This window comes from Ruegeria sp. BI12, assembly GCF_056537985.1.
Map to the genome: position 1 here is coordinate 1,232,738 of NZ_JBQFSL010000001.1, position 19,821 is coordinate 1,252,558.

A 19,821-nucleotide genomic window follows, 5' to 3' on the forward strand; every position below is an offset into this window, starting at 1 on the left:
ATGCCGATTTCAGACCCAAATGACGGCGCGGACGGCTTGCCCTGCCTTTGCGCGCGGATTAGAGCATGCGGAACTTTCGGAGACAGCCATGCCCAGCGATAAATCCCAACCCTCATTCGTGCTTGTACGCCCGCAGATGGGTGAAAACATCGGTGCCGCCGCGCGGGCGATGTGGAATTTCGGGCTGGACCGGATGCGGATCGTTGCGCCGCGGGACGGATGGCCGAACCCCAAGGCGGTCGCGATGTCCAGCGGGGCAGGGCGTCTGCTGGATGAGGCGCAACTATTCGACGATCTGGCCGGATCGCTGGCCGACAGCACTTATGTCTTTGCCACAACAGCGCGGCAACGTGGGCTGACCAAGCCGGTCTACAGCCCTGAACGTGCAATGCAGATCGCGGCGGAAAAAGTCGCGGCGGGTGAAAAAGTAGCAGTCCTGTTCGGCCCCGAACGCGCCGGTCTTGAGAATGAGGATATCGCCAAGGCCAATGCCATCATCTCGGTTCCGGTGAACCCGGAATACGCCTCGCTGAACCTTGGACAATGTGTGCTGCTGACCGCTTACGAGTGGATGCGTCAAACTGGGGATGTGGTGCATGAGGCTACAGATCTGGGCAAGGGCGACTGGGCCACCGGGATTGAGGTCGAGAAACTGGTCGAACACTATGAAGACCGGCTGGAAGAGGCCGGGTTCTTTTACCCCCCGGAAAAAGCGGAAGGCATGAAGGTAAATCTGCGGAACCTTTGGTCACGGATGCGCATGACACGGGCCGACGTGCAAATGTTGCACGGGGTCATGCGGCAGATGGTCCGCTGGAAAGGCAAAGGCTGAGGCTGGACCTATGTTCCGCTTCACCCTAGCTTGCGACGAAATCCAAGGCACAAGAGGACAGCATGAGCGGTAAGCGCAGCATCTTCGAAGACGTCTCAGACACTAAAAAACAACAAGCCGTTCAACCGGGTATGCTGGATCGTGGCCGCGGCGGTGCGCGCAAGGCCATTCGCATCTGGCTGATGATCCTGTTTGCGCTGGTGGTGGTCATGATCGCGGTGGGTGGGCTGACGCGCCTGACCGATAGCGGGTTGTCGATCACCGAATGGCGCCCGATCACCGGGGCCATACCGCCCATGAGCGAAGCGGACTGGCAGGCCGAGTTCGACAAATACAAGCAGATTGATCAATGGCGCATCCAGAACCAATGGATGGAGCTGAATGACTTCAAATTCATCTACTGGTGGGAATGGGGCCACCGTCAGTTGGGCCGCGTGATTGGACTGGTCTGGGCGCTTGGCTTCTTTGGCTTTCTTATCGCGCGGAAAATTCCGACCGGGTGGACAGGCAAACTGCTGATTCCGGGCTTTTTGGGCGGTGTTCAAGGTGCTGTTGGCTGGTGGATGGTCGCCTCAGGCGTAACGCAGGGCGAAGGGATGATCGCTGTCGCCAGCTATCGCCTTGCCATCCACCTGGGGTTGGCTTTTGTAATTCTCGGCTTCCTTGCCTGGTACATCTTTGAACTGGGCCGCGAGGAGCGTGACCTGATGCAGGCCCGTCGCGCGAAAGAGGCGCGTCTGTTCTCGTTGTCCACTGGTCTGATGCATTTCGCCTTTTTGCAAATACTCATTGGCGCGCTTGTCGCCGGGATCGACGCCGGACGGTCTTACACCGACTGGCCGCTGATCGGCGGGCAGGTGCTGCCGCCTGATATGACGATGCTCGAACCGATGTGGCGTAACTTTTTCGAAAGCCCTGGCCTGGTTCAATTCATCCACCGTTGCGCTGGCTATCTGCTGTTCATCTTCGGCATCGTCGTCTGGCGGCGTGGCAGCACCAGCGCTCATCCGCAAACTCGCTTTGCCTTCAATGCAGCCTTCGCAGCACTTTCGCTGCAGGTTGTGATTGGTATCGCTACGGTGGTCTACGCGGCCCCATGGCAGATCGCCATCTTCCACCAGTTCATGGCCGTCGTCGTATGGACCCTGATCCTACGGGCGCGGTTCCTGACCGCTTACCCAATAGCAACCTCTCTGCGCGGAGCCTGATTTAAATGAGTGCTTATGACGATTTGATGGCCTTCCAGCGCGAAACTTCGGCTTTGGGCGAAATTGCCGGACGCTTGGGCTGGGATCAGGAAACAGTGATGCCTCGCGGAGCCGCGCCGCAACGGGCCGAGGAGATGGCCGCGATTGAGGCTGTCTTGCACGCGCGTCGATCCGACCCGCGTGTTGCTGAATGGTTGGACGCCGCTGACCCGCAGGACGAGGTCGGACAGGCCCAGCTTCGCGAAATTCGTCGGTCATATGAGCGGACGGTCAAGGTGCCCGCCGATCTGGCAACGGCCATCGCGCGCGTGACCTCTGCAGCGCAGGGAACCTGGGCTCAAGCTCGCGCAGACGAAGATGTCGCTGCTTTCCTGCCAGCACTCAGTGAGGTTGTCGCACTGAAACGCGAAGAGGGTGCCGCGCTGGCGCAGGGTGGCGATATTTATGACGCGATGGTCGAGGACTATGAGCCTTACACGACCGGATCGCAGATCGCCGAGATCTTTGACCATATGCGCCCGCGTTTGGTGTCATTGCGTGCCGCTGTTCTGGACAAACCAGCATCAGCTGAATTGACCGGACGTTTCGACGAACTGGTCCAGATGGGACTTTCACAAAAGCTGGCAGTTACCTTTGGCTATGATCTGAACACAGGTCGCATCGACAAGGCCGTTCACCCGTTCAGTTCGGGCAGTGGGCAGGATGTCAGGATCACCACCCGGACCACTGAAACCGATCCTTTCAACTGTTTCTATTCTACGATTCACGAAGTCGGCCATGCCGCCTACGAACAAGGGATCGATCCGGCCTATGCATTGTCGCCTCTCGGGCGCGGCGTGTCGATGGGTGTGCATGAAAGCCAAAGCCGCATTTACGAAAACCAATTGGGCCGCTCACGATCCTTCACCGGTTGGTTGTTTGGTCAGATGAAAGACGCGTTCGGCGATTTCGGAATCGCGGATGAAGACGCGTTCTATGCGACGGTCAACGGTGTCCACAACGGCTATATCCGCACCGAGGCGGATGAGGTTCAATACAACCTTCACATCATGCTGCGTTTTGATCTTGAACGTGCCCTGATGGCCGGGGACCTGCAGGTCGGCGATCTTGAAACTGCCTGGAATGACCGTTTCAAGGCAGATTTCGGTTATGCCGTCGACAAACCGTCAAACGGGTGTCTCCAGGATGTGCACTGGTCGGTGGGTTTGTTCGGCTATTTCCCGACCTATTCGCTGGGTAATGTCTATGCCGGATGCCTATATCAGGCACTGCGGACGGCGGTGCCAGATCTGGATACACAGTTGGCCAACGGGGACACCTCTGGCGCGACCACGTGGTTGCGCGAAAACGTGCAGCAACATGGTGGGCTCTATACGCCGCGCGAGACAATCCAGCGCGCAAGTGGGATCGAGCCAGGGCCAGATCCGTTACTTGGCTACTTGGAACAAAAGTTTGGCGCGCTATTCGACCTCTGAGGTCAGGAAACGTTTCGTCAAGTTAACGTGTTGCACATTGGTTTTGACCTGAATGCAGGTAGGGTGGTTCGAACGGTTTTACCAAAGGAACCACCTTGTTCTTTGCAACGCATGTCAAACCACATTTGGCTTTCATTCTAACTAGCAACACGCTGTTGACGGCGCGCAGGCGCGCGCGGGACTTAAAACACCAAGCCCTGAACCGCCCGCGTGTTGTCCATTATTTTCATGATGCTTCTGACCCTTATTGTCACCTCACCGCACAGGTCTTGCGTCGGTTTCGAGACAAGTATGATGTCGAGCTTTGCCCGCATCTTATTTCAGGTCCTCCGGCAGAAGCTGTGCCAGATCCAACAGCACATCAGCAAAACTCAATCAAAGATGCGGCACGGCTGGCTCGAAAGCTTGGCCTCAACGCGCCGGAGTGTACTGTTCTGACCAAGGGTGCGATTGCTGCCTCAGAGAATTTAATGGCAGCCGATCTGAGGATTGGGGATTTTGTTGAGAATGTCCAAGGTATCAGCACGAGGCTGTGGTCCAACGGGGGCTTGCCATCTTCGGATCATCGCAATCCCGCTGCGCTGATGAAGGATGGCGATCAAAAGCTCTCAGGGCTTGGTCATTATATGGGCGGAACTTTTTATTACGAAGGTGAATGGTATTGGGGGATTGATCGTCTTCACTATCTTGAAAACCGGCTGCAGCTTGCGGGATTGGGTGCCAGTTCGCCACCGTTGGTTTCAATGCCTTCGGTTCAGATAGAGCAAGAGAAATCTCCAGATCAGAAGATCGAATTCTTCTTTTCATTTCGCAGCCCCTATTCATATCTGGCGTTTGACCGATCTGTTGAATTGGCACGCCACTATGATGCGCGGCTGGTTTTGCGCCCGGTACTCCCGATGTTGATGCGCGGCTTGCCTGTTCCTCGGTCCAAGTCTTCCTACATTCTGCATGATTGCGCGCGCGAGGCGCGGCGATTGGGAATCCCATTTGGACGTATCTGCGATCCATTGGGAAAAGGGGTCGAACGTGGCTATGCCTTATTGGAGCATGCCGAGGCACAAAACAGGTTACCTGAGTTCTGTTCAGGCTTTTTACGCGCTGTTTGGTCTGAGGGGGTGAATGCTGCAACTGACAGGGGGCTACAGACAATTGTCGAAAACACCGGTTTGGATTGGCAGAGTGCGAAGCAGCACCTGCGTTCTGATCGTTGGCGAGATCGGGTAAAGATCAATCAGCACCGTCTGCAAGAGATCGGGTTGTGGGGTGTTCCAAGCTTCTGTGTCGCTGGGCAAAGTGTCTGGGGACAGGATCGTCTTTGGGCCGTTGAAGATTTGTTGATCTAAAAGAAAACGCCACACCAAAATGGTGTGGCGTTCAAAGAGTTTATATATCAGCGATTTACGCTTCTTCTTCTTCGTCGTCAGCTTGATCAGCGATCCAGGCAACACTTACGACCACTTCACCTTTGCCGGTGTTGAAGACCTTCACACCGCCTGCCGATCGCGATCGGAAGGAGATCCCTTCGACCGGGACACGGATCGACTGGCCCTTGGACGTCGCCAGCATGATCTGATCTTCGATATCGACTGGGAAGGACGCCACAAGTTCACCGCCTCGCATTGCCTTGTCCATCGCGGCCACGCCCATACCGCCGCGTCCGCGCACAGGGTAGTCATGGCTGGAACTCAACTTACCCGCGCCGCCAGCTGTGATCGTCAGGATCAAGTTCTCGGCCGCCGACATCTCGGCATAACGCTCTTGTGGAAGCACGCTATCAGCATTGCCTTCGTCTTCGTCGCTGCCGGTATCATCCGTGACGCCGGCCATCAGACGGCGCATTTTCAGATAGGCGGCGCGCTCGTCCGAGGTGGCCTCGAAATGACGGATCACCGACATCGACACAACACGGTCGCCGTTAGACAACCTTATACCGCGCACACCGGTGGATTCGCGTGAGTTAAAGACGCGGACATCAGTGGTGCGGAACCGGATTGCGCGGCCCGAATTCGTGACCAGCATCACATCCTCGTCTTCCGAGCAAATGCGGGCATTCACCAGCTCAACATCCTCAGGCAGCTTCATCGCGATTTTGCCGTTGCGGCGGACATTGGTGAAGTCCGACAAGCGGTTACGCCGCACATCCCCGGCACTGGTGGCAAAGACGATCTGCAGGTTTTCCCACTCTTCATCGGGTACGTCCACGGGCATGATCGCCGCGATCGATACTCCGGTTGGGATCGGCAGGATGTTGACGATCGCTTTGCCTTTGCCAGTCCGGCTGGACTGCGGCAGACGCCAGGTCTTGAGCTTGTAGACCATGCCTTCGGTGGTGAAGAACAGCAGCTGCGTATGGGTATTGGCCACGAAGAGGTTGGTAACAACATCCTCTTCTTTGGTTTGCATCCCTGACAGGCCCTTGCCGCCGCGTTTCTGAGCGCGGAAATCAGCCAGCGGAGTACGCTTGATGTAACCGCCTGAAGTCACGGTCACGACCATGTCTTCACGTTCGATCAGGTCCTCGTCTTCCATGTCGCCAGACCAGTCGACGATTTCGGTGCGGCGGGGCACTGCGAACTGCTCGCGCACATCGCGCAACTCATCGCCGATGATCGACATGATGCGCTCACGTGAGGACAGAATATCCAGGTATTCCTTGATCTTACCTGCCAATTCTTCCAGCTCGTCCGTGACCTCTTTGACACCGATCTGGGTTAGCCTCTGCAGGCGCAGGTCGAGGATGGCGCGGGCTTGAATTTCGGTCAGGTTATACGTGCCGTCGTCGTTCATCTTGGACAGAGGGTCGTCGATCAGGCGCAGATAACCTTCAATCTCTGCTGCGGGCCAACGACGCGTCATCAGTTTTTCACGCGCTTGTGCGGCGTCTGCCGATGAACGGATCGTAGCGACCACTTCGTCCACATTCGATACAGCCACGGCCAGACCACACAGAATGTGGCTGCGTTCGCGGGCTTTGCGCAAATCATAAGCAGTGCGGCGGGCAACGACGTCTTCGCGGAAGTCGATGAAAGAGGTCAGGAACCGGCGCAGAGTCAACTGTTCGGGGCGGCCACCGTTCAGGGCCAGCATGTTGCAGCCAAAGGAGGTCTGCATTGGCGAGAAACGATAGAGCTGGTTCAGCACCACCTCGGGGGTCGCATCGCGCTTCAGTTCGACTACGACGCGTACACCGTTACGGTCGGATTCGTCCTGAACGTGGGCAACGCCTTCGATGCGCTTCTCGCGCACGGCTTCAGCGATCTTTTCAATCATCGAGGCCTTGTTCACCTGATAGGGAATTTCGTCCACAACAATGGCGTAACGGTCCCTGCGGATCTCTTCGACCCGGGTTTTGGCGCGGATGATGACGCTGCCACGGCCTTCCAGATACGCCTTGCGCGCGCCAGACCGGCCCAGCATCACGCCTCCTGTCGGAAAGTCAGGGCCGGGGACGTATTCGATTAGCTGCTCTGACGTCAGATCCGGATCGTCGATGAGTGCAAGCGTCGCATCAACAACTTCGCCAAGGTTGTGCGGGGGGATGTTCGTTGCCATACCGACGGCGATACCACCAGCACCATTGACCAGCATGTTCGGGAAACGGGCGGGTAGAACCGTTGGTTCGCGGTCTTTGCCGTCGTAGTTGTCCTGAAAATCGACAGTTTCTTTTTCGATGTCGGCCAGCAGGGACGCGGCGGGTTTGTCCATACGTACTTCGGTATATCGCATGGCCGCCGGGTTATCCCCGTCCATCGAACCAAAGTTGCCCTGACCATCCAACAAAGGCAGCGACATCGAGAAATCCTGTGCCATCCGCACCAGCGCATCATAGATCGCGCTGTCACCATGCGGGTGGTATTTACCCATCACATCGCCGACCGGGCGGGCCGACTTGCGGTACGCCTTGTCGTGGGTATTTCCCGTCTCGTGCATCGCATAAAGGATGCGCCGGTGAACCGGTTTCAAGCCGTCGCGCAGATCAGGGATCGCACGGGACACGATGACCGACATGGCATAGTCCAGATAGGACGTGCGCATCTCGGATTCGATTGACACCGTCGGGCCGTCATAAACAGGGCGCTCGGGCGGGGTTTCATCCATGTTTTCAGGAATTTCTGGCGTATCGCTCACGTAAACTGCCCGTTTATTGTGCTGGGTCTATATCTTGTGGATGTACCTTATCAGACCCGGCACATAAGGTGCAAGCAAGCAGCGCAATCTGTGCAAAAAACACGCGTAACATCGGGGTAACATATTGTTAACCAAGGGTTAGGTGGTTTTCGTGTTATGCTGAAGAGACCTTGTAACAATTTTGGAGGTCCGCATGAAGCAAAGCGAAACAGAACTGATGCTCAAGGGGTATGGGCTGACGACGGCCGAATTTTTTTACCGCATGCCCGATTATATTCACGTGCTCAATACATTCATCTGGCAGGATTACGATCTTGCGCCAGATCATCCCAAGCTATTCGATTTTATTGAATTCTGGCAGCGCGAGATCGAAGGACCGCTGCATTCGGTGCGGTTCACGCATCGCAAGATGGTCGCGCCTGGGGAATGGCGCAACGTAGTGGGCGAATTTCGGGTGAATTGACGCCCTGGGGCATCGGACCCAAACCCATATACATTTCCGACGCATTCGGTATCGTTGCGACCAAGATTGGTCACAAGCGGGAACACAGAATGCCCAGAGTTTTATTGTTTGTAGCAGCTATTTGCCTTGGCGGGCCCGTTTCGGCCGAGGGTGTTCTTGATAAAATCAAGAAAGGTGCTGAAAACACGGCGGATGCCGTCGGGCGCGGGGCGGAAACAGTTGGGCAGACAATCCAAAAAGGGGCGAACGCGGTTGATGAAACCATCACGTCCACCTCTGATCTGTTATCCAACGAGGCGACGCCGGAAGAGACCCGTGCCAAGCTGGATATCATGGCCTCGGACGTATTGGCGCAGTTGCTTGCGGAAAATCCCGAAGCTCAGGCGCTTTATGATGTCAGTGCGGGCTACGCAGTTTTCGATTCCCGCAAAGTGTCAGTTTTCCCTGTTTCCGCCGGATACGGTCGCGGTGTTGCCGTGGACAAGGAAACCGGTCAGCACGTCTACATGAACATGGGAACCGGCGGCGTGGGCGCTGCCATCGGTATCGGCGGGTTCGAGACCAAATTTGTGATCCTGTTTGAAACGCAGTCAGATTTGGAAAGTTTCATTGCCAACGGATACGACGCCACAGCGGAATCCGGTGCCATGTATGGTGAAGAGCGCACGGATGAAACGCTCAGGTTCACAGATGGGCGGTCGTTTTTCGTGCTTAGCAAAAAGGGTTGGCGCGTCTCGGCTGGGGCATCAGGCACGAAGTACTGGAAGTCACCCGAACTGAACTGATCAGCCCGAGCAGCTGGCGCCGCCCAAAACACAGAACTTTGCGCAATGCGGGTGGTTGAGGTGAACGTCAGCCTCGGCTTCGGCCAGTGTCGTGCCCATTTCAAATTCCGGTTCATAGGGCAACAGTGTACAGGCCAGAACAGCAGGGCGATCCGCGCCCTTGCGTTTAACTACCATGCGCGCATTCGAGCACATCACTGCCTCAGGCGTTTTATTGAGAATGCCCCAGCAAGCTGTCGTGATTTCAGGGACTTCGACGGTTTCGTCCATCTCGGGGAACAGAACGGTCTGACCCGGATTATGCGCATTGATGTCGAAGTTGTGCTGTTTGAAGAACGTTTCGTAACCGGCACGGCTGTCGGCGTCGCTGTCGCCCCAGACAGTGCGGCCCGCGATAGCGATATTGAATCCATTGTCGCGAAGCCACTCCATCCCCGTAAGGGTCTTGTCAAAGCTGCCTTTGCCACGCTCTTCGTCATGCAGTTCGGGGCGAAAGTGGTCGACAGAAATCCGCAGGGTCAGCTTGGCCCCATAGTCGCGATTCAGATCCAGCAGCCCATCACGCATCTTGCGGCGCATCATCGGCAGCATTGCATTCGTCAGGATCAAAACCTCATACCCGCGTTCCAACGCAACGCGAGTCATGTCGATCATTTCGGGGTTCATAAAGGGCTCGCCGCCTGTGAACCCAATCTCGCGCACCGGCCAGCCGCGGTCTTCGATCTGGTCCAAATAATCGCGCACCTCTTCGGTGGTGATATAGACCAGCGCGTCATTAGATGGACTGCTCGCAATATAGCAATTGACGCATTCGATGTTGCAAAGGGTGCCGGTATTGAACCACAACGTCTCGGGGTTTTTCAGCGCTACTGACGCGCGGGTTTGCCCATCTGCTGTCACCAATTTGTTCTGAAACTTGCCGATATTGGCGGTCTGAGGCGCGTTGTCTTTCATTCCGGTATCCGGTTCTTTGAAGCTACTAATGATGTAGCCGGTCGACTCGGATTAGTTAAGTCAGGCAAATGCCACCTGACAGAGTTTTGATGATGGGGGATTTACGCTGACCGATTGCGCTAACATTGGACATGCCCGGCGGGGCAAGATAAGGAAAAACCATGGTTTCTCGCGTCATACCTGTTGATCCGTTCGATCTCGTCATTTTTGGCGGGACCGGCGACTTGGCGCAACGTAAGATTCTACCCGCTCTGTTCCGGCGCTTTTGTTCGGGGCAATGGGCTGAAGGTGTGCAAATAATAGGCGCGGCGCGCACGGTCCACGACCGTGTCGGGTTTCAGGCACTGGTCGCCGAATCGCTGCGTGCCCATGCCGCTGCACAATGCCATGACGAAGCTGCTTTGCGCGCGTTTCTGGAACGCGTCGACTATGTGACCCTCGACGGATATTCCAATGAGGGCTGGGAACAGCTTGCCGACAAACTGAACCATGACCGGGTGCGAGCCTTTTATTTTTCTGTCGGCCCACGCCTGTTCGGACCATTAGCCGAGCGGATCAAGGCACATGATCTGGCGACGCAAAATACGCGGATTGTTGTTGAAAAGCCCTTTGGTCACGATCTGGAAAGCGCAAAGGCATTGAACGCGACCCTGGCTGCGCATTTCAGAGAAAGCCAGATATACCGGATTGACCACTATCTGGGTAAGGAAACCGTCCAGAACCTGATGGCGGTTCGGTTCGGTAATATGCTGTTCGAACCTCTGTGGAACAGCCAGTATGTTGATCACATTCAGATCACAGTGGCCGAATCCGTGGGTATCGCCGGGCGGGAGGAGTATTATGAGCGCGCAGGTGCCATGCGCGACATGATGCAGAATCACCTGATGCAGTTGCTGTGCCTGATCGCGATGGAGCCTCCTGCAAAGTTTGATCCGGATGCCGTGAGGGACGAAAAGCTCAAGGTTATTCGTGCCCTTGATCAAGTTGAACCGCACCACATCGTGCGTGGACAGTTCGATGGCCGCGGCGGCAGGAAAGGATACCGCGAAATTGTGGGCAACCCACGTTCGACCACCGAAAGCTATGTGGCGCTGAGGGCGCATATCAGCAATTGGCGTTGGGCGGGCACCCCGTTCTATCTGCGCACGGGTAAACGTCTGGTTGCGCGGTCTTCGGTGATCAATGTGATGTTCAAAGACGCGCCGCATTCAATTTTCGGCGAAGAGGCAGGACGCCACGCGAATGTCCTTTCGATCCGGCTGCAGCCGAACGAAGGCATAACGCTGAAAGTGACGATCAAGGAGCCAGGTCCGGGTGGCATGCGCCTGGTCGATGTACCCTTGGACATGAGTTTTGCCGAGGCGCTGGGGCCTGAAAACCAGGACCCGCCGGATGCATATGAACGGCTGGTGATGGATGTGATCCGTGGCAACCAGACCCTGTTCATGCGTGGGGATGAGGTCGAGGCCGCATGGGCCTGGACCGACCCGATCATTGCCGGCTGGCACGCGCGCGGTGACGTACCAAAACCATACGAAAGCGGCAGCACAGGTCCGGGCGACGCCGAGCTGTTGATGAAACGAGATGGTCGCCGTTGGCAAGGAATAAACCCATGAAGATTCAGGAATATGCCGATCGCGACATGCTGGCGATTGACGTGGCAAACGCCTTGGCCGGAGAGTTGGAGGCTGCCTTGCTGCACCACGACATGGTTTCGTTGGCCGTGCCGGGCGGCACGACCCCCGGGGCGGTATTCGATGGCCTGTGCGCGGCTGATCTAGAATGGGGCCGTGTGCGGGTTATGCCCACGGACGAACGCTGTGTTCCGGGTGATAGCGATCGTTCGAACGAACGGCTGATCCGGCAGCGCTTGCTGACAAACCGTGCTTCGGCTGCGCAATATGTGCCGCTGTATGTTGAAGGTAAAGAACCGGACGATGTCCTGCCGGAAATCGAATCCTTGATTACACCAGTCTTGCCGCTTTCGGTTCTGGTTCTTGGAATGGGCGAGGATATGCACACAGCTTCTCTGTTTCCGGGGATGGAGGGGCTTGAAGAAGCGCTGGATAGTCACGCGCCACCGCTTGCAGTCGCCCGTCCCGAAACTCAACCCGAGGCGCGGATCACGCTGACTGGCCCCGTGTTGGATGGAGCGCTATCCAAACACCTGATTATCTTTGGCACCACCAAGCGCGATGCGTTGGACAAGGCCATGTCTCTGCCTCCGGAAGAGGCCCCGATCGCTGCCGCGCTGACCGGCATGACGGTTCATTGGGCGGAGTGACGCAGATGCATTTGGACCCGCTCAAGAATCTAGCATCCGAAGTGCAGGACGAGGCCATCCTCGGGCTGTTTGAAAGCGATCCGAACCGGGCTCAGAGATTTTCCGCGTCGACTGGAGATCTGCTGTTTGATTATTCCAAAACCCAGATCACAGAGGACGTCCGAAAGGCCTTGATCGCGTTGTGTGATGAGGCTGGCCTGGCTTCGCGCCGCGCGGCGATGTTCGATGGTGAAAAGATCAACGAAACCGAAGGCCGTGCCGTTCTGCACACAGCGCTGCGTAATCTGGATGGTGGCCCGGTTGAGGTCGATGGTCTGGACGTCATGCCCGATGTTCTGGACACACTGCAACGGATGCGTGTCTTCGCGGAAGAGGTGCGCGGCGGGGCGGTCACTGGGGCAGGGGGCGGCTTTACCGATGTGGTCAACATCGGCATTGGTGGTTCGGATTTGGGTCCGGTGATGGCGACGCATGCGCTGTCCCCGTATCATGATGGACCAAGACTTCACTATGTCTCGAATGTGGACGGCGCACATATCGCCGATACGCTGCGCCAGCTTGATCCAACGCGGACTTTGGTAGTCGTCGCCTCCAAGACCTTCACGACAATCGAAACGATGACCAACGCCCGAACGGCACGGGCGTGGATGGAAGATGGCGGCGGCGACCCGGCCAGACAGTTTGCGGCTGTGTCCAGTGCGCTGGACAAGACCCAAGCCTTTGGCATTCCCAAAGAGCGCGTGTTCGGTTTTGCCGATTGGGTCGGCGGACGCTATTCGGTCTGGGGCCCGGTGGGCCTGCCGGTAATGATCGCCGTAGGGTCGAACGCCTTTGACGCGTTCCTGCGTGGTGGAGAGGCGATGGACGTCCACTTCCGCGCCGCAGACTGGATCGAAAACATGCCGGTCATGCTGGCTTTGGTCGGCATTTGGCATCGTCAGGTACTGGGTCATGCCAGCCGGGCCGTGCTGCCATACGATCAAAGACTGCTGCGTCTTCCCGCCTATTTTCAACAGCTTGAGATGGAATCGAACGGCAAGTCTGTTGCCATGGACGGCAGTACTCTGACCGTGCCTTCGGGTCCCGTGGTTTGGGGAGAGCCGGGCACCAACGGGCAACATGCGTTCTATCAGTTGATCCATCAGGGCACCGACGTGATCCCGTGTGAATTCATGGTCGCGGCCCAAGGGCACGAACCTGAACTAACCCACCATCACCGCCTGTTGCTGGCCAATTGCCTTGCACAGTCCGAGGCGCTGATGCGCGGACGGTCGCTTGGTGAAGCACGGCAACGAATGGCGGAGAAGGGGCTGGAAGGGACGGAGCTGGAACGGCAAGCCCGTCACCGCGTTTTTCAAGGCAACCGTCCTTCGACAACATTGATGTACCCAAAGCTCACTCCGTTTGTTCTGGGCCAGATCATCGCGCTGTACGAACATCGTGTGTTTGTCGAGGGCGTGCTATTGGGCATCAACTCGTTCGACCAGTGGGGCGTTGAGTTGGGCAAGGAACTTGCGACATCTCTCGGCCCGATCGTTGATGGTGAAGAAGGCGCATCCGCCAAGGACGGCTCAACTGCTGCTCTGGTTGCCTATACAATGCGCCACCGCGACTAATAACGTGGTTTTGGCAGCCTGCCGTAGAGGCAGGCTGCATTCTTTTATTGTCAGACAATTAAATGATTGGCAGGGTCAGTTATCAGGGAACGCCCTGAACTCTCTGCTTTGCGCACGCGGATAAGAGGCTTCGGGCAAGCAGACAGCGCTGCCCAACTGCGTGGTGCTGACAATGGGAGGATGTCCATGCTGGGACAGATGATGACGCAGCCTTTGCTGATTTCGTCGCTGATTGATCACGCCGAACGCTATCACGGACAGACCGAGATCTACTCGGTCGAAACCGATGGGTCGGTCACAGAAACCAATTGGTCGCAAGTGGCACAAAATGCGCGTAAGCTGGCTTCGGCGCTGTCCAAGCTGGGACTGGAACCCCAGGACCGCATCGGCACGTTGGCCTGGAATAACCGACGACATCTGGAGATTTACTATGCGACTTCCGGCGCGGGGTATGTGTGCCACACGGTGAACCCCCGGCTATTTCCTGAGCAACTGACTTACATCATCAACCACGCAAAAGACCGGGTTCTGTTCTTTGACGCGACCTTCATTCCTTTGGTCGCCGCGCTGCACGAACACCTGTCCGAGGTCAGCCATTTCGTTTTGATGGGGCCACGAAATGAGGATGCCATTGCTCAAATCCCCGGAGTGGAATTCTATGATGAACTAATCGAAACAGGCGACGACGATTTTCGTTGGCCCAGCTTCGATGAAAACACGGCATCCAGCCTCTGCTATACTTCCGGAACGACGGGCAATCCTAAGGGTGTGCTTTACTCACACCGCTCGACTGTTCTGCACAGTTTTGGATCGAATACGCGTGATGTCATCGGCTTTTCGGCCATGGATGTCGTAATGCCAGTGGTACCGATGTTCCACGTTAACGCCTGGGGGTCGCCCTATGCCTGTGCAATGTCTGGTTCACGCATGGTGCTGCCGGGGCCCGGTTTGCATGGCGAAGCACTGGTGAAATTGGTTGACGCTTACGGCGTGACGCTTGCAATGGGCGTCCCGACAATCTGGCAGGGCTTGCTGGCGCATGCCGAAAAATCAGGTAGCAAACTGGCCAGCTTGAACCGCACCGTGATTGGTGGTGCTGCGTGTCCGCCCTCGATGATTGAGACCTTCCGCGAAACTTATGGCGTTGATACGGTTCACGCGTGGGGTATGAGCGAGATGAGCCCGTTGGGTACGACGAATAACCCGTTGGCCAAGCATTTTGACCTGCCGCTTGAAGAACAACACAAGCTGCGCGAAAGCCAGGGCAGACCGCCTTATGGCGTCGAGTTGAAGATCGTTGATGATGACGGAAAGGATCTGCCTCATGACGGCGTCACGCAAGGCGATCTGCTTGTGCGTGGGCATTGGGTGTTGGACAGCTATTTTCAGATGCAAGATGAAGACCTGCTGCAGGACGGCTGGTTCGCGACCGGAGATGTCGCAACTTTGGACCCGGACGGATACATGACAATCCGCGACCGGTCCAAGGACATCATCAAGTCCGGGGGGGAATGGATCAGCTCCGTCGAGCTTGAAAACATTGCCGTCGCCCACCCGCAGCTTGCCACGGCAGCCGTTGTTGGTGTGCCTCATCCCAAATGGGACGAACGCCCCTTGTTGGTGGCCGTTAAAGCCGAAGGTTCCGACCCCACCGAAGAAGAGTTGTTGGCCTTCTTTGACGGCAAGATCGCCAAATGGCAGGTGCCCGACAAGGTTGTCTTTGTGGACGCGCTTCCATTGAACGCGACCGGCAAGGTCCTAAAGCGCAATCTACGTGCGGACTTTGAGGATGCCTTAACGGGCTAAGCGCCTGATATTTTTGGAAATGGCTCCGGCGGTAGGGATCGAACCTACGACCAATTGATTAACAGATCGTTGGCTCAGATCGGAGAGACACCCCTAAGTCTATGAAAATAAGGGGTTTCGCTAGGCGTCGGGTGTCTGGCGAAACACCCACAGTTGCACCACGTTGCACACCGTTGCCCTCAATTGCTGCCCGTACTGGCAACAAAGTGGCAACGAGGCCGTTGCCACTTCATTGACAGAAGGAGCGACGACAGGACAAGTAGATGCTCTTTCGGCATGTCCAAAATTCTCACGCAGAACTGAGTTGATTTTGGCTCCGGCGGTAGGGATCGAACCTACGACCCAGCGATTAACAGTCGCTTGCTCTACCTCTGAGCTACGCCGGAACTGAGGGCGATCTATCAACACATGAACTGGAGGTCCAGACACAAAAAACAATTTTAAGAGGGAAAGTTTAGGCTCTTAAAACTTTTCCGGTAAGTACCTAAAAAGACTGTTAAAGCCGTACATGCGAAGGCCCGAAATCATCAGTTGCTGTCCGAAACTTTCGTTGCAGCGACGACAACCCCCGCAACGACGTTTCCGATTGGAAGGTCGATGGTTTTATGGGGAGAAGACCGCTTGAACGGAGCACTCCACGCAGTGATTCATAACGGTAGTGCTACTTAATCGGCGCGTGCATCAAGGGGACGATGCTGTGACGGACGAAAAAATCACATCCTGAATTGGGACACGTATGGCTCGTTCGGAAACTCAAGTTGGAGTCCTTGATATCTTCAGTGACTTTCACATCAGAATGAGCAGTCGTTAGACGCTCTTTCCATTCGGTCAGAACAGCTTTTGAATCTCCCCTCCGATGATAGATTATCAGTTCACCGTGATCTCGTCCAAGCATTGCGGTTCCGTATCGACGAGATAGCTGGTGGTAGCCATCCTCAAGCCAACCGTAGTCTTTGTGAACCTTTGCCTCGCCCAACCACATGAAGCTGTTGTGCTCGACGATGAGATCGCAGTGGCCATTCACATGCCGGTCATGAGTCGCGGAAATGCCGCCGGACTCAAGCATATCGGCGATGCGCATCGTCAACTCATCTTCGCTTCGGTTCTCTTCCATGCCGCGCGTATCGACCAATCGTGTGAAACAAAACGCCAAAGCTTCTTCCAGAATCTTGAGGCGTTCTTCATGCGTTTCAGCGAGCTGCCATCGTACGGCGCGCCCACCTGCGCTTCCGCCAAAAAACCCCAGATAGTCTGACACGCGCATGTCTGCTGCAGGCATCTACTAACCAGCCTTTAGTGAGTAGAACATGCGCACATGACTCAGGGGCTCATCCACAAGTTCGCCAGATATTGGATGAGCAAGAACACCGCTCTCCATCATATCCCGAAATTCCTCTGTAGATAGATGGAGCTGTCCATCTTCGGCGTCATCGAGGTACCCATGAATTTCAAGTATTGCACTCTCACGTGAAGCCAAGATGCTCAATGCCGGCAACAACAGTTGTCGATGCAATTCGCTGTCGAGGCGCTCATAGAAGAAGGGTAGGCCTAAGTGTGCGCCATCGCCTGCTCTAAGCTCTGAAAGGATATCCGTGACCGCCAGACACGCTGACCGCATGTCTGCCGAAAGCCTTGAGGCGGCTAAGCGGTCTCTGAATTCCCCTATACTCATGTCGCCACTATTACACGCTATCGGTTTCCAGTTTAGCCTTTTTTCCAAGGCGGTCGATTACAAACTCGTAGTCAGTTGCTCGCACGCAGTTGTTGATCTGTGCACCTGATATGATTGGGCTTCCACCCGTACCGTTACCCGCAGGCCCAGATGCGGACAAAATTAATGAAGGGTTGTAGGTCACCCCGTCTTCGTGGAAACCCCACTCTACGGTAATGCGGTAGATCGCGATGGCTTTTACCGCACCTTTGCCCGCTACGTGGTAGGCTTCCGTTCGCTGATCAGAGTCGGCTCGTCGGCGCGGCATCTTCTCGTCTTTGATGCCACCAGTTGTGGTTTGGAACGTCATTTGGGTAACGGTGCCTTCTGTCGCGTCTTCGTAGAAGGGACGCACCGCCGGGAAGAGGTTCGCAGCTTTGTCGAGATTCACCACTCCCCAATTGTTGACCATTGTCTTGAGGACCGAGTGCAACCCATGCACGTCGGCTTCGGGAGTTCCGCGAGGATAATCCACACGAACCTCTAAGAAGTCGCGGTCATGGGGCATCCAGATCACATGGAACATCTGAACAGGCTGTCGCTTCAACCCAACAACCTCTTCGTATCGAGCCTTCATGCCGGAGGGGTCATCAAATTCTTGAAAGGCGATTTCTTCGCGCGTTTTCACCCAGAATACAGAGGATAGCATGAGCCCAACACCATCTTCATTGTTCTCGACCCGGACAACGGCCATGTCCCCGGTGCCTTCCGCCAGCTCTTCATCGGGCATCAGGTAAGGGTAGCTTCTGGTAGCCGGCGCATCAGAGATTTCAGCGCTTACTAACTTGTTCTGAATGGCTGTGCGCAGCGCGGGATCGACCGCATAAAGTTTCGTGAACTTCTCTCCGCACAGCAGGTGTTCAACCAATGCGTCTTCCAGCCTGCCGTGGTCGACCTGCTGACCTGAGGCACTGATTTTCTTAAGAGTGCTATCCCAACCGTGACTTGTGGCGATGCCGTTGGCCTTTAAAATTTTCTTTGCGTTCGTCCAATTCATTCGATGGCGAAGTGTGCGGAAAAGTTCTTCCATCTGATCCTACTGTCTGTTCCGGGAGTTCAAACTCAAAACGAGCAAACCGGTAATATCGGTGAGCCGCATATGATCTGATGACTTGTAAAAGCTCAAGTCTGCAAAGCGCTAACATCCCGGCCTGCTTCGAAAAGTCTCTGCCATTCAAGACTAACGGCGAAGTAGCCCGGAGCTTCAGCAACTACGCTTTCTATGGCTAATTCACAAAGAATCAATTGGTCTTAGAGTTGAGTTGCTGAAAAACAAAATAATATCAACGAGTTACGAGATTCACTCTGTCGCGCAGAAGGAGTCGTTGCCACTTCGTTGCCATTTCATTGCCAGCCGATTCCTGGCAATTTCGTGGCAACGAGACTATACATGCAATAATCACTATGTGATTATTTCATCGTAAGTCATTGTTTTATATTGGTAAATTTTGGCTCCGGCGGTAGGGATCGAACCTACGACCAATTGATTAACAGTCAACTGCTCTACCGCTGAGCTACGCCGGAACTGAGGGGCGTATAACAATCCGTTTTTTGCCCGTCCAGAGGGGAACTGCATCAAACAGAAAAAAATTTGGACAAGTCACGCAGTTCTGAAAAAATTGGCATTTCCCGATAGCGCATCAGGTGTGGAGACTTTTGATTTACCATATAGATCAATTAGATGCGCAAACACGTTACGCTCAGCAGCTGGCAGCAGCGCGATAGGCGTATCGGTGTAAATACGCTCGGCAAGTTGGCGGGCGGTTCCGGGCTGATCCGCAAGCGCCGCCAGTATCTGAGCTTCGCGCGTGAGGCGGTGATTTATCAGCCAGTCCAAACGTTCGCCAGGATCGGTTATCGGTGCACCGTGGCCGGCGTGAAACACGGACCAGTCCCGCGTGCGCAACCTGTGGCAGGCTTGCATGAAATCCGTCAGATCCCCGTCCGGAGGGGAGACCAGCGAACTGGCCCACCCCATGACGTGATCGGCTGTAAAGCAGACATTGCCCCAGCCAAGGGCGATATGGTTTCCCAGATGACCGGGTGTATGGATGGTCTCAAGCTGCCAGTCTTCACCCTCGATCATCTCGCCATCCGCCAGTTCGATATCCGGATGAAACGCGGTGTCTATCCCTTCACCGCCGCCGACCAGGCCTTGTTGCGCCAGTTCGGTCATAACTGCACTGCGTCCGGCTTGTGGCCCGCCAAAGGCCAAAATCGGCGCACCGGTCCGTTCTGCCAAAGGTGCCGCAAGCGGCGAGTGGTCGAGATGGCTGTGGGTGACGATGATGTGGCTTATCCGTTGACCCGGCTGCATGGCGTTCAGAATCGCCTCAAGATGCGCGTCGTTCAGGGGGCCGGGGTCGATGACCGCCAGATCGCGCTCTCCCAATAGATACGTATTCGTACCGCGATAAGTCATCGGAGACGGGTTTGGTGCCAGAATCCGCCGAAGGCCAGTTTGTAATTCGGTTACCTGACCTGGTGGCGGGTTGAAATCGTCGGGCACCTGCATTCTGAGCTCTTTCTCTTGGCGGATCAGCCCGTTAGGTTTAG

Annotated in this window: 15 protein-coding genes and 2 tRNA genes; 10 read left to right on the plus strand and 7 right to left on the minus strand. The window is 55.8% G+C overall.

From position 1 onward, the window contains the following. The first annotated feature begins 88 nt into the window (after positions 1-88). From ACR0AK_RS06375 to ACR0AK_RS06390, 4 genes are all read left to right on the plus strand, one after another. Positions 89-832 carry an RNA methyltransferase gene (locus ACR0AK_RS06375; protein WP_480792746.1) on the plus strand — a complete coding sequence of 248 codons (744 nt, stop codon included), beginning with the start codon at positions 89-91 and terminating at the stop codon, positions 830-832. 62 nt (positions 833-894) lie between these two features. Further along, positions 895-2,040 carry a heme A synthase gene (ctaA, locus tag ACR0AK_RS06380; protein WP_480792747.1) on the plus strand — a complete coding sequence of 382 codons (1,146 nt, stop codon included), beginning with the start codon at positions 895-897 and terminating at the stop codon, positions 2,038-2,040. 5 nt (positions 2,041-2,045) lie between these two features. Further along, positions 2,046-3,515 (plus strand): carboxypeptidase M32, encoded by a 1,470-nt coding sequence (locus ACR0AK_RS06385; RefSeq protein WP_480792748.1) that lies wholly within the window; start codon positions 2,046-2,048, stop codon positions 3,513-3,515. Positions 3,516-3,856: 341 nt separating this feature from the next. After that, the gene (locus ACR0AK_RS06390; RefSeq protein WP_480792749.1) at positions 3,857-4,861 is read left to right on the plus strand and encodes a DsbA family protein; all 1,005 of its coding nucleotides are present in this window, start codon (positions 3,857-3,859) and stop codon (positions 4,859-4,861) included. Positions 4,862-4,916: 55 nt separating this feature from the next. Here the strand turns inward: ACR0AK_RS06390 and gyrA are convergent, their stop codons facing one another. Next, entirely contained in the window at positions 4,917-7,646 is a 2,730-nt protein-coding gene (gene gyrA / locus ACR0AK_RS06395; RefSeq protein WP_480792750.1) for a DNA gyrase subunit A, read from the minus strand. Between the two features lie 193 nt (positions 7,647-7,839). Here gyrA and ACR0AK_RS06400 point away from each other — a divergent pair, with 193 nt between their 5' ends. Next, a complete protein-coding gene (locus ACR0AK_RS06400; protein WP_480792751.1) occupies positions 7,840-8,109 on the plus strand; it encodes an usg protein in 270 nt (89 codons plus the stop codon). An 89-nt stretch (positions 8,110-8,198) separates the two neighbouring features. After that, positions 8,199-8,894, plus strand: coding sequence for a lipid-binding SYLF domain-containing protein (locus ACR0AK_RS06405; protein WP_480792752.1), 696 nt, complete (start codon positions 8,199-8,201; stop codon positions 8,892-8,894). Here the strand turns inward: ACR0AK_RS06405 and ACR0AK_RS06410 are convergent, their stop codons facing one another. Then, the gene (locus ACR0AK_RS06410; RefSeq protein ID WP_480792753.1) at positions 8,895-9,848 is read right to left on the minus strand and encodes a radical SAM protein; all 954 of its coding nucleotides are present in this window, start codon (positions 9,846-9,848) and stop codon (positions 8,895-8,897) included. It abuts the gene before it with no gap. A 161-nt stretch (positions 9,849-10,009) separates the two neighbouring features. On the opposite strand from ACR0AK_RS06410, the gene zwf reads away from it, so the two are divergent. From zwf to ACR0AK_RS06430, 4 genes are all read left to right on the plus strand, one after another. Beyond that, entirely contained in the window at positions 10,010-11,464 is a 1,455-nt protein-coding gene (gene zwf / locus ACR0AK_RS06415) for a glucose-6-phosphate dehydrogenase (protein ID WP_480792754.1), read from the plus strand. After that, positions 11,461-12,132 carry a 6-phosphogluconolactonase gene (gene pgl, locus ACR0AK_RS06420; RefSeq protein WP_480792755.1) on the plus strand — a complete coding sequence of 224 codons (672 nt, stop codon included), beginning with the start codon at positions 11,461-11,463 and terminating at the stop codon, positions 12,130-12,132. Before zwf ends, pgl begins: the two co-directional genes overlap by 4 nt. 5 nt (positions 12,133-12,137) lie before the next feature. Beyond that, positions 12,138-13,748, plus strand: coding sequence for a glucose-6-phosphate isomerase (gene pgi, locus ACR0AK_RS06425; protein ID WP_480792756.1), 1,611 nt, complete (start codon positions 12,138-12,140; stop codon positions 13,746-13,748). Between the two features lie 186 nt (positions 13,749-13,934). Beyond that, positions 13,935-15,554, plus strand: coding sequence for a long-chain-fatty-acid--CoA ligase (locus ACR0AK_RS06430; protein WP_480792757.1), 1,620 nt, complete (start codon positions 13,935-13,937; stop codon positions 15,552-15,554). A gap of 311 nt (positions 15,555-15,865) precedes the next feature. Here the strand turns inward: ACR0AK_RS06430 and ACR0AK_RS06435 are convergent. The 5 genes from ACR0AK_RS06435 to ACR0AK_RS06455 form a co-directional block, all read right to left on the minus strand. Beyond that, positions 15,866-15,940: transfer RNA gene (locus ACR0AK_RS06435), tRNA-Asn, on the minus strand. A 275-nt stretch (positions 15,941-16,215) separates the two neighbouring features. Then, positions 16,216-16,833 (minus strand): hypothetical protein, encoded by a 618-nt coding sequence (locus tag ACR0AK_RS06440; RefSeq protein ID WP_480792758.1) that lies wholly within the window; start codon positions 16,831-16,833, stop codon positions 16,216-16,218. A 403-nt stretch (positions 16,834-17,236) separates the two neighbouring features. After that, the gene (locus tag ACR0AK_RS06445; protein WP_480792759.1) at positions 17,237-18,262 is read right to left on the minus strand and encodes a hypothetical protein; all 1,026 of its coding nucleotides are present in this window, start codon (positions 18,260-18,262) and stop codon (positions 17,237-17,239) included. A 452-nt stretch (positions 18,263-18,714) separates the two neighbouring features. After that, a tRNA-Asn gene (locus ACR0AK_RS06450) sits at positions 18,715-18,789 on the minus strand. Between the two features lie 76 nt (positions 18,790-18,865). Next, entirely contained in the window at positions 18,866-19,780 is a 915-nt protein-coding gene (locus ACR0AK_RS06455; RefSeq protein WP_480792760.1) for an MBL fold metallo-hydrolase, read from the minus strand. Positions 19,781-19,821 lie beyond the last annotated feature (41 nt).

Bases quoted from the DNA above. Each gene is read 5' to 3' on its own strand.
- ACR0AK_RS06375 (WP_480792746.1), top strand. From the start codon at position 89: ATGCCCAGCGATAAATCCCAACCCTCATTCGTGCTTGTACGCCCGCAG.
- ctaA (WP_480792747.1), top strand. From the start codon at position 895: ATGAGCGGTAAGCGCAGCATCTTCGAAGACGTCTCAGACACTAAAAAA.
- ACR0AK_RS06385 (WP_480792748.1), top strand. From the start codon at position 2,046: ATGAGTGCTTATGACGATTTGATGGCCTTCCAGCGCGAAACTTCGGCT.
- ACR0AK_RS06400 (WP_480792751.1), top strand. From the start codon at position 7,840: ATGAAGCAAAGCGAAACAGAACTGATGCTCAAGGGGTATGGGCTGACG.
- ACR0AK_RS06405 (WP_480792752.1), top strand. From the start codon at position 8,199: ATGCCCAGAGTTTTATTGTTTGTAGCAGCTATTTGCCTTGGCGGGCCC.
- ACR0AK_RS06410 (WP_480792753.1), bottom strand. From the start codon at position 9,848: ATGAAAGACAACGCGCCTCAGACCGCCAATATCGGCAAGTTTCAGAAC.
- zwf (WP_480792754.1), top strand. From the start codon at position 10,010: ATGGTTTCTCGCGTCATACCTGTTGATCCGTTCGATCTCGTCATTTTT.
- pgl (WP_480792755.1), top strand. From the start codon at position 11,461: ATGAAGATTCAGGAATATGCCGATCGCGACATGCTGGCGATTGACGTG.
- pgi (WP_480792756.1), top strand. From the start codon at position 12,138: ATGCATTTGGACCCGCTCAAGAATCTAGCATCCGAAGTGCAGGACGAG.
- ACR0AK_RS06430 (WP_480792757.1), top strand. From the start codon at position 13,935: ATGCTGGGACAGATGATGACGCAGCCTTTGCTGATTTCGTCGCTGATT.
- ACR0AK_RS06440 (WP_480792758.1), bottom strand. From the start codon at position 16,833: ATGCCTGCAGCAGACATGCGCGTGTCAGACTATCTGGGGTTTTTTGGC.
- ACR0AK_RS06445 (WP_480792759.1), bottom strand. From the start codon at position 18,262: ATGAATTGGACGAACGCAAAGAAAATTTTAAAGGCCAACGGCATCGCC.
- ACR0AK_RS06455 (WP_480792760.1), bottom strand. From the start codon at position 19,780: ATGCAGGTGCCCGACGATTTCAACCCGCCACCAGGTCAGGTAACCGAA.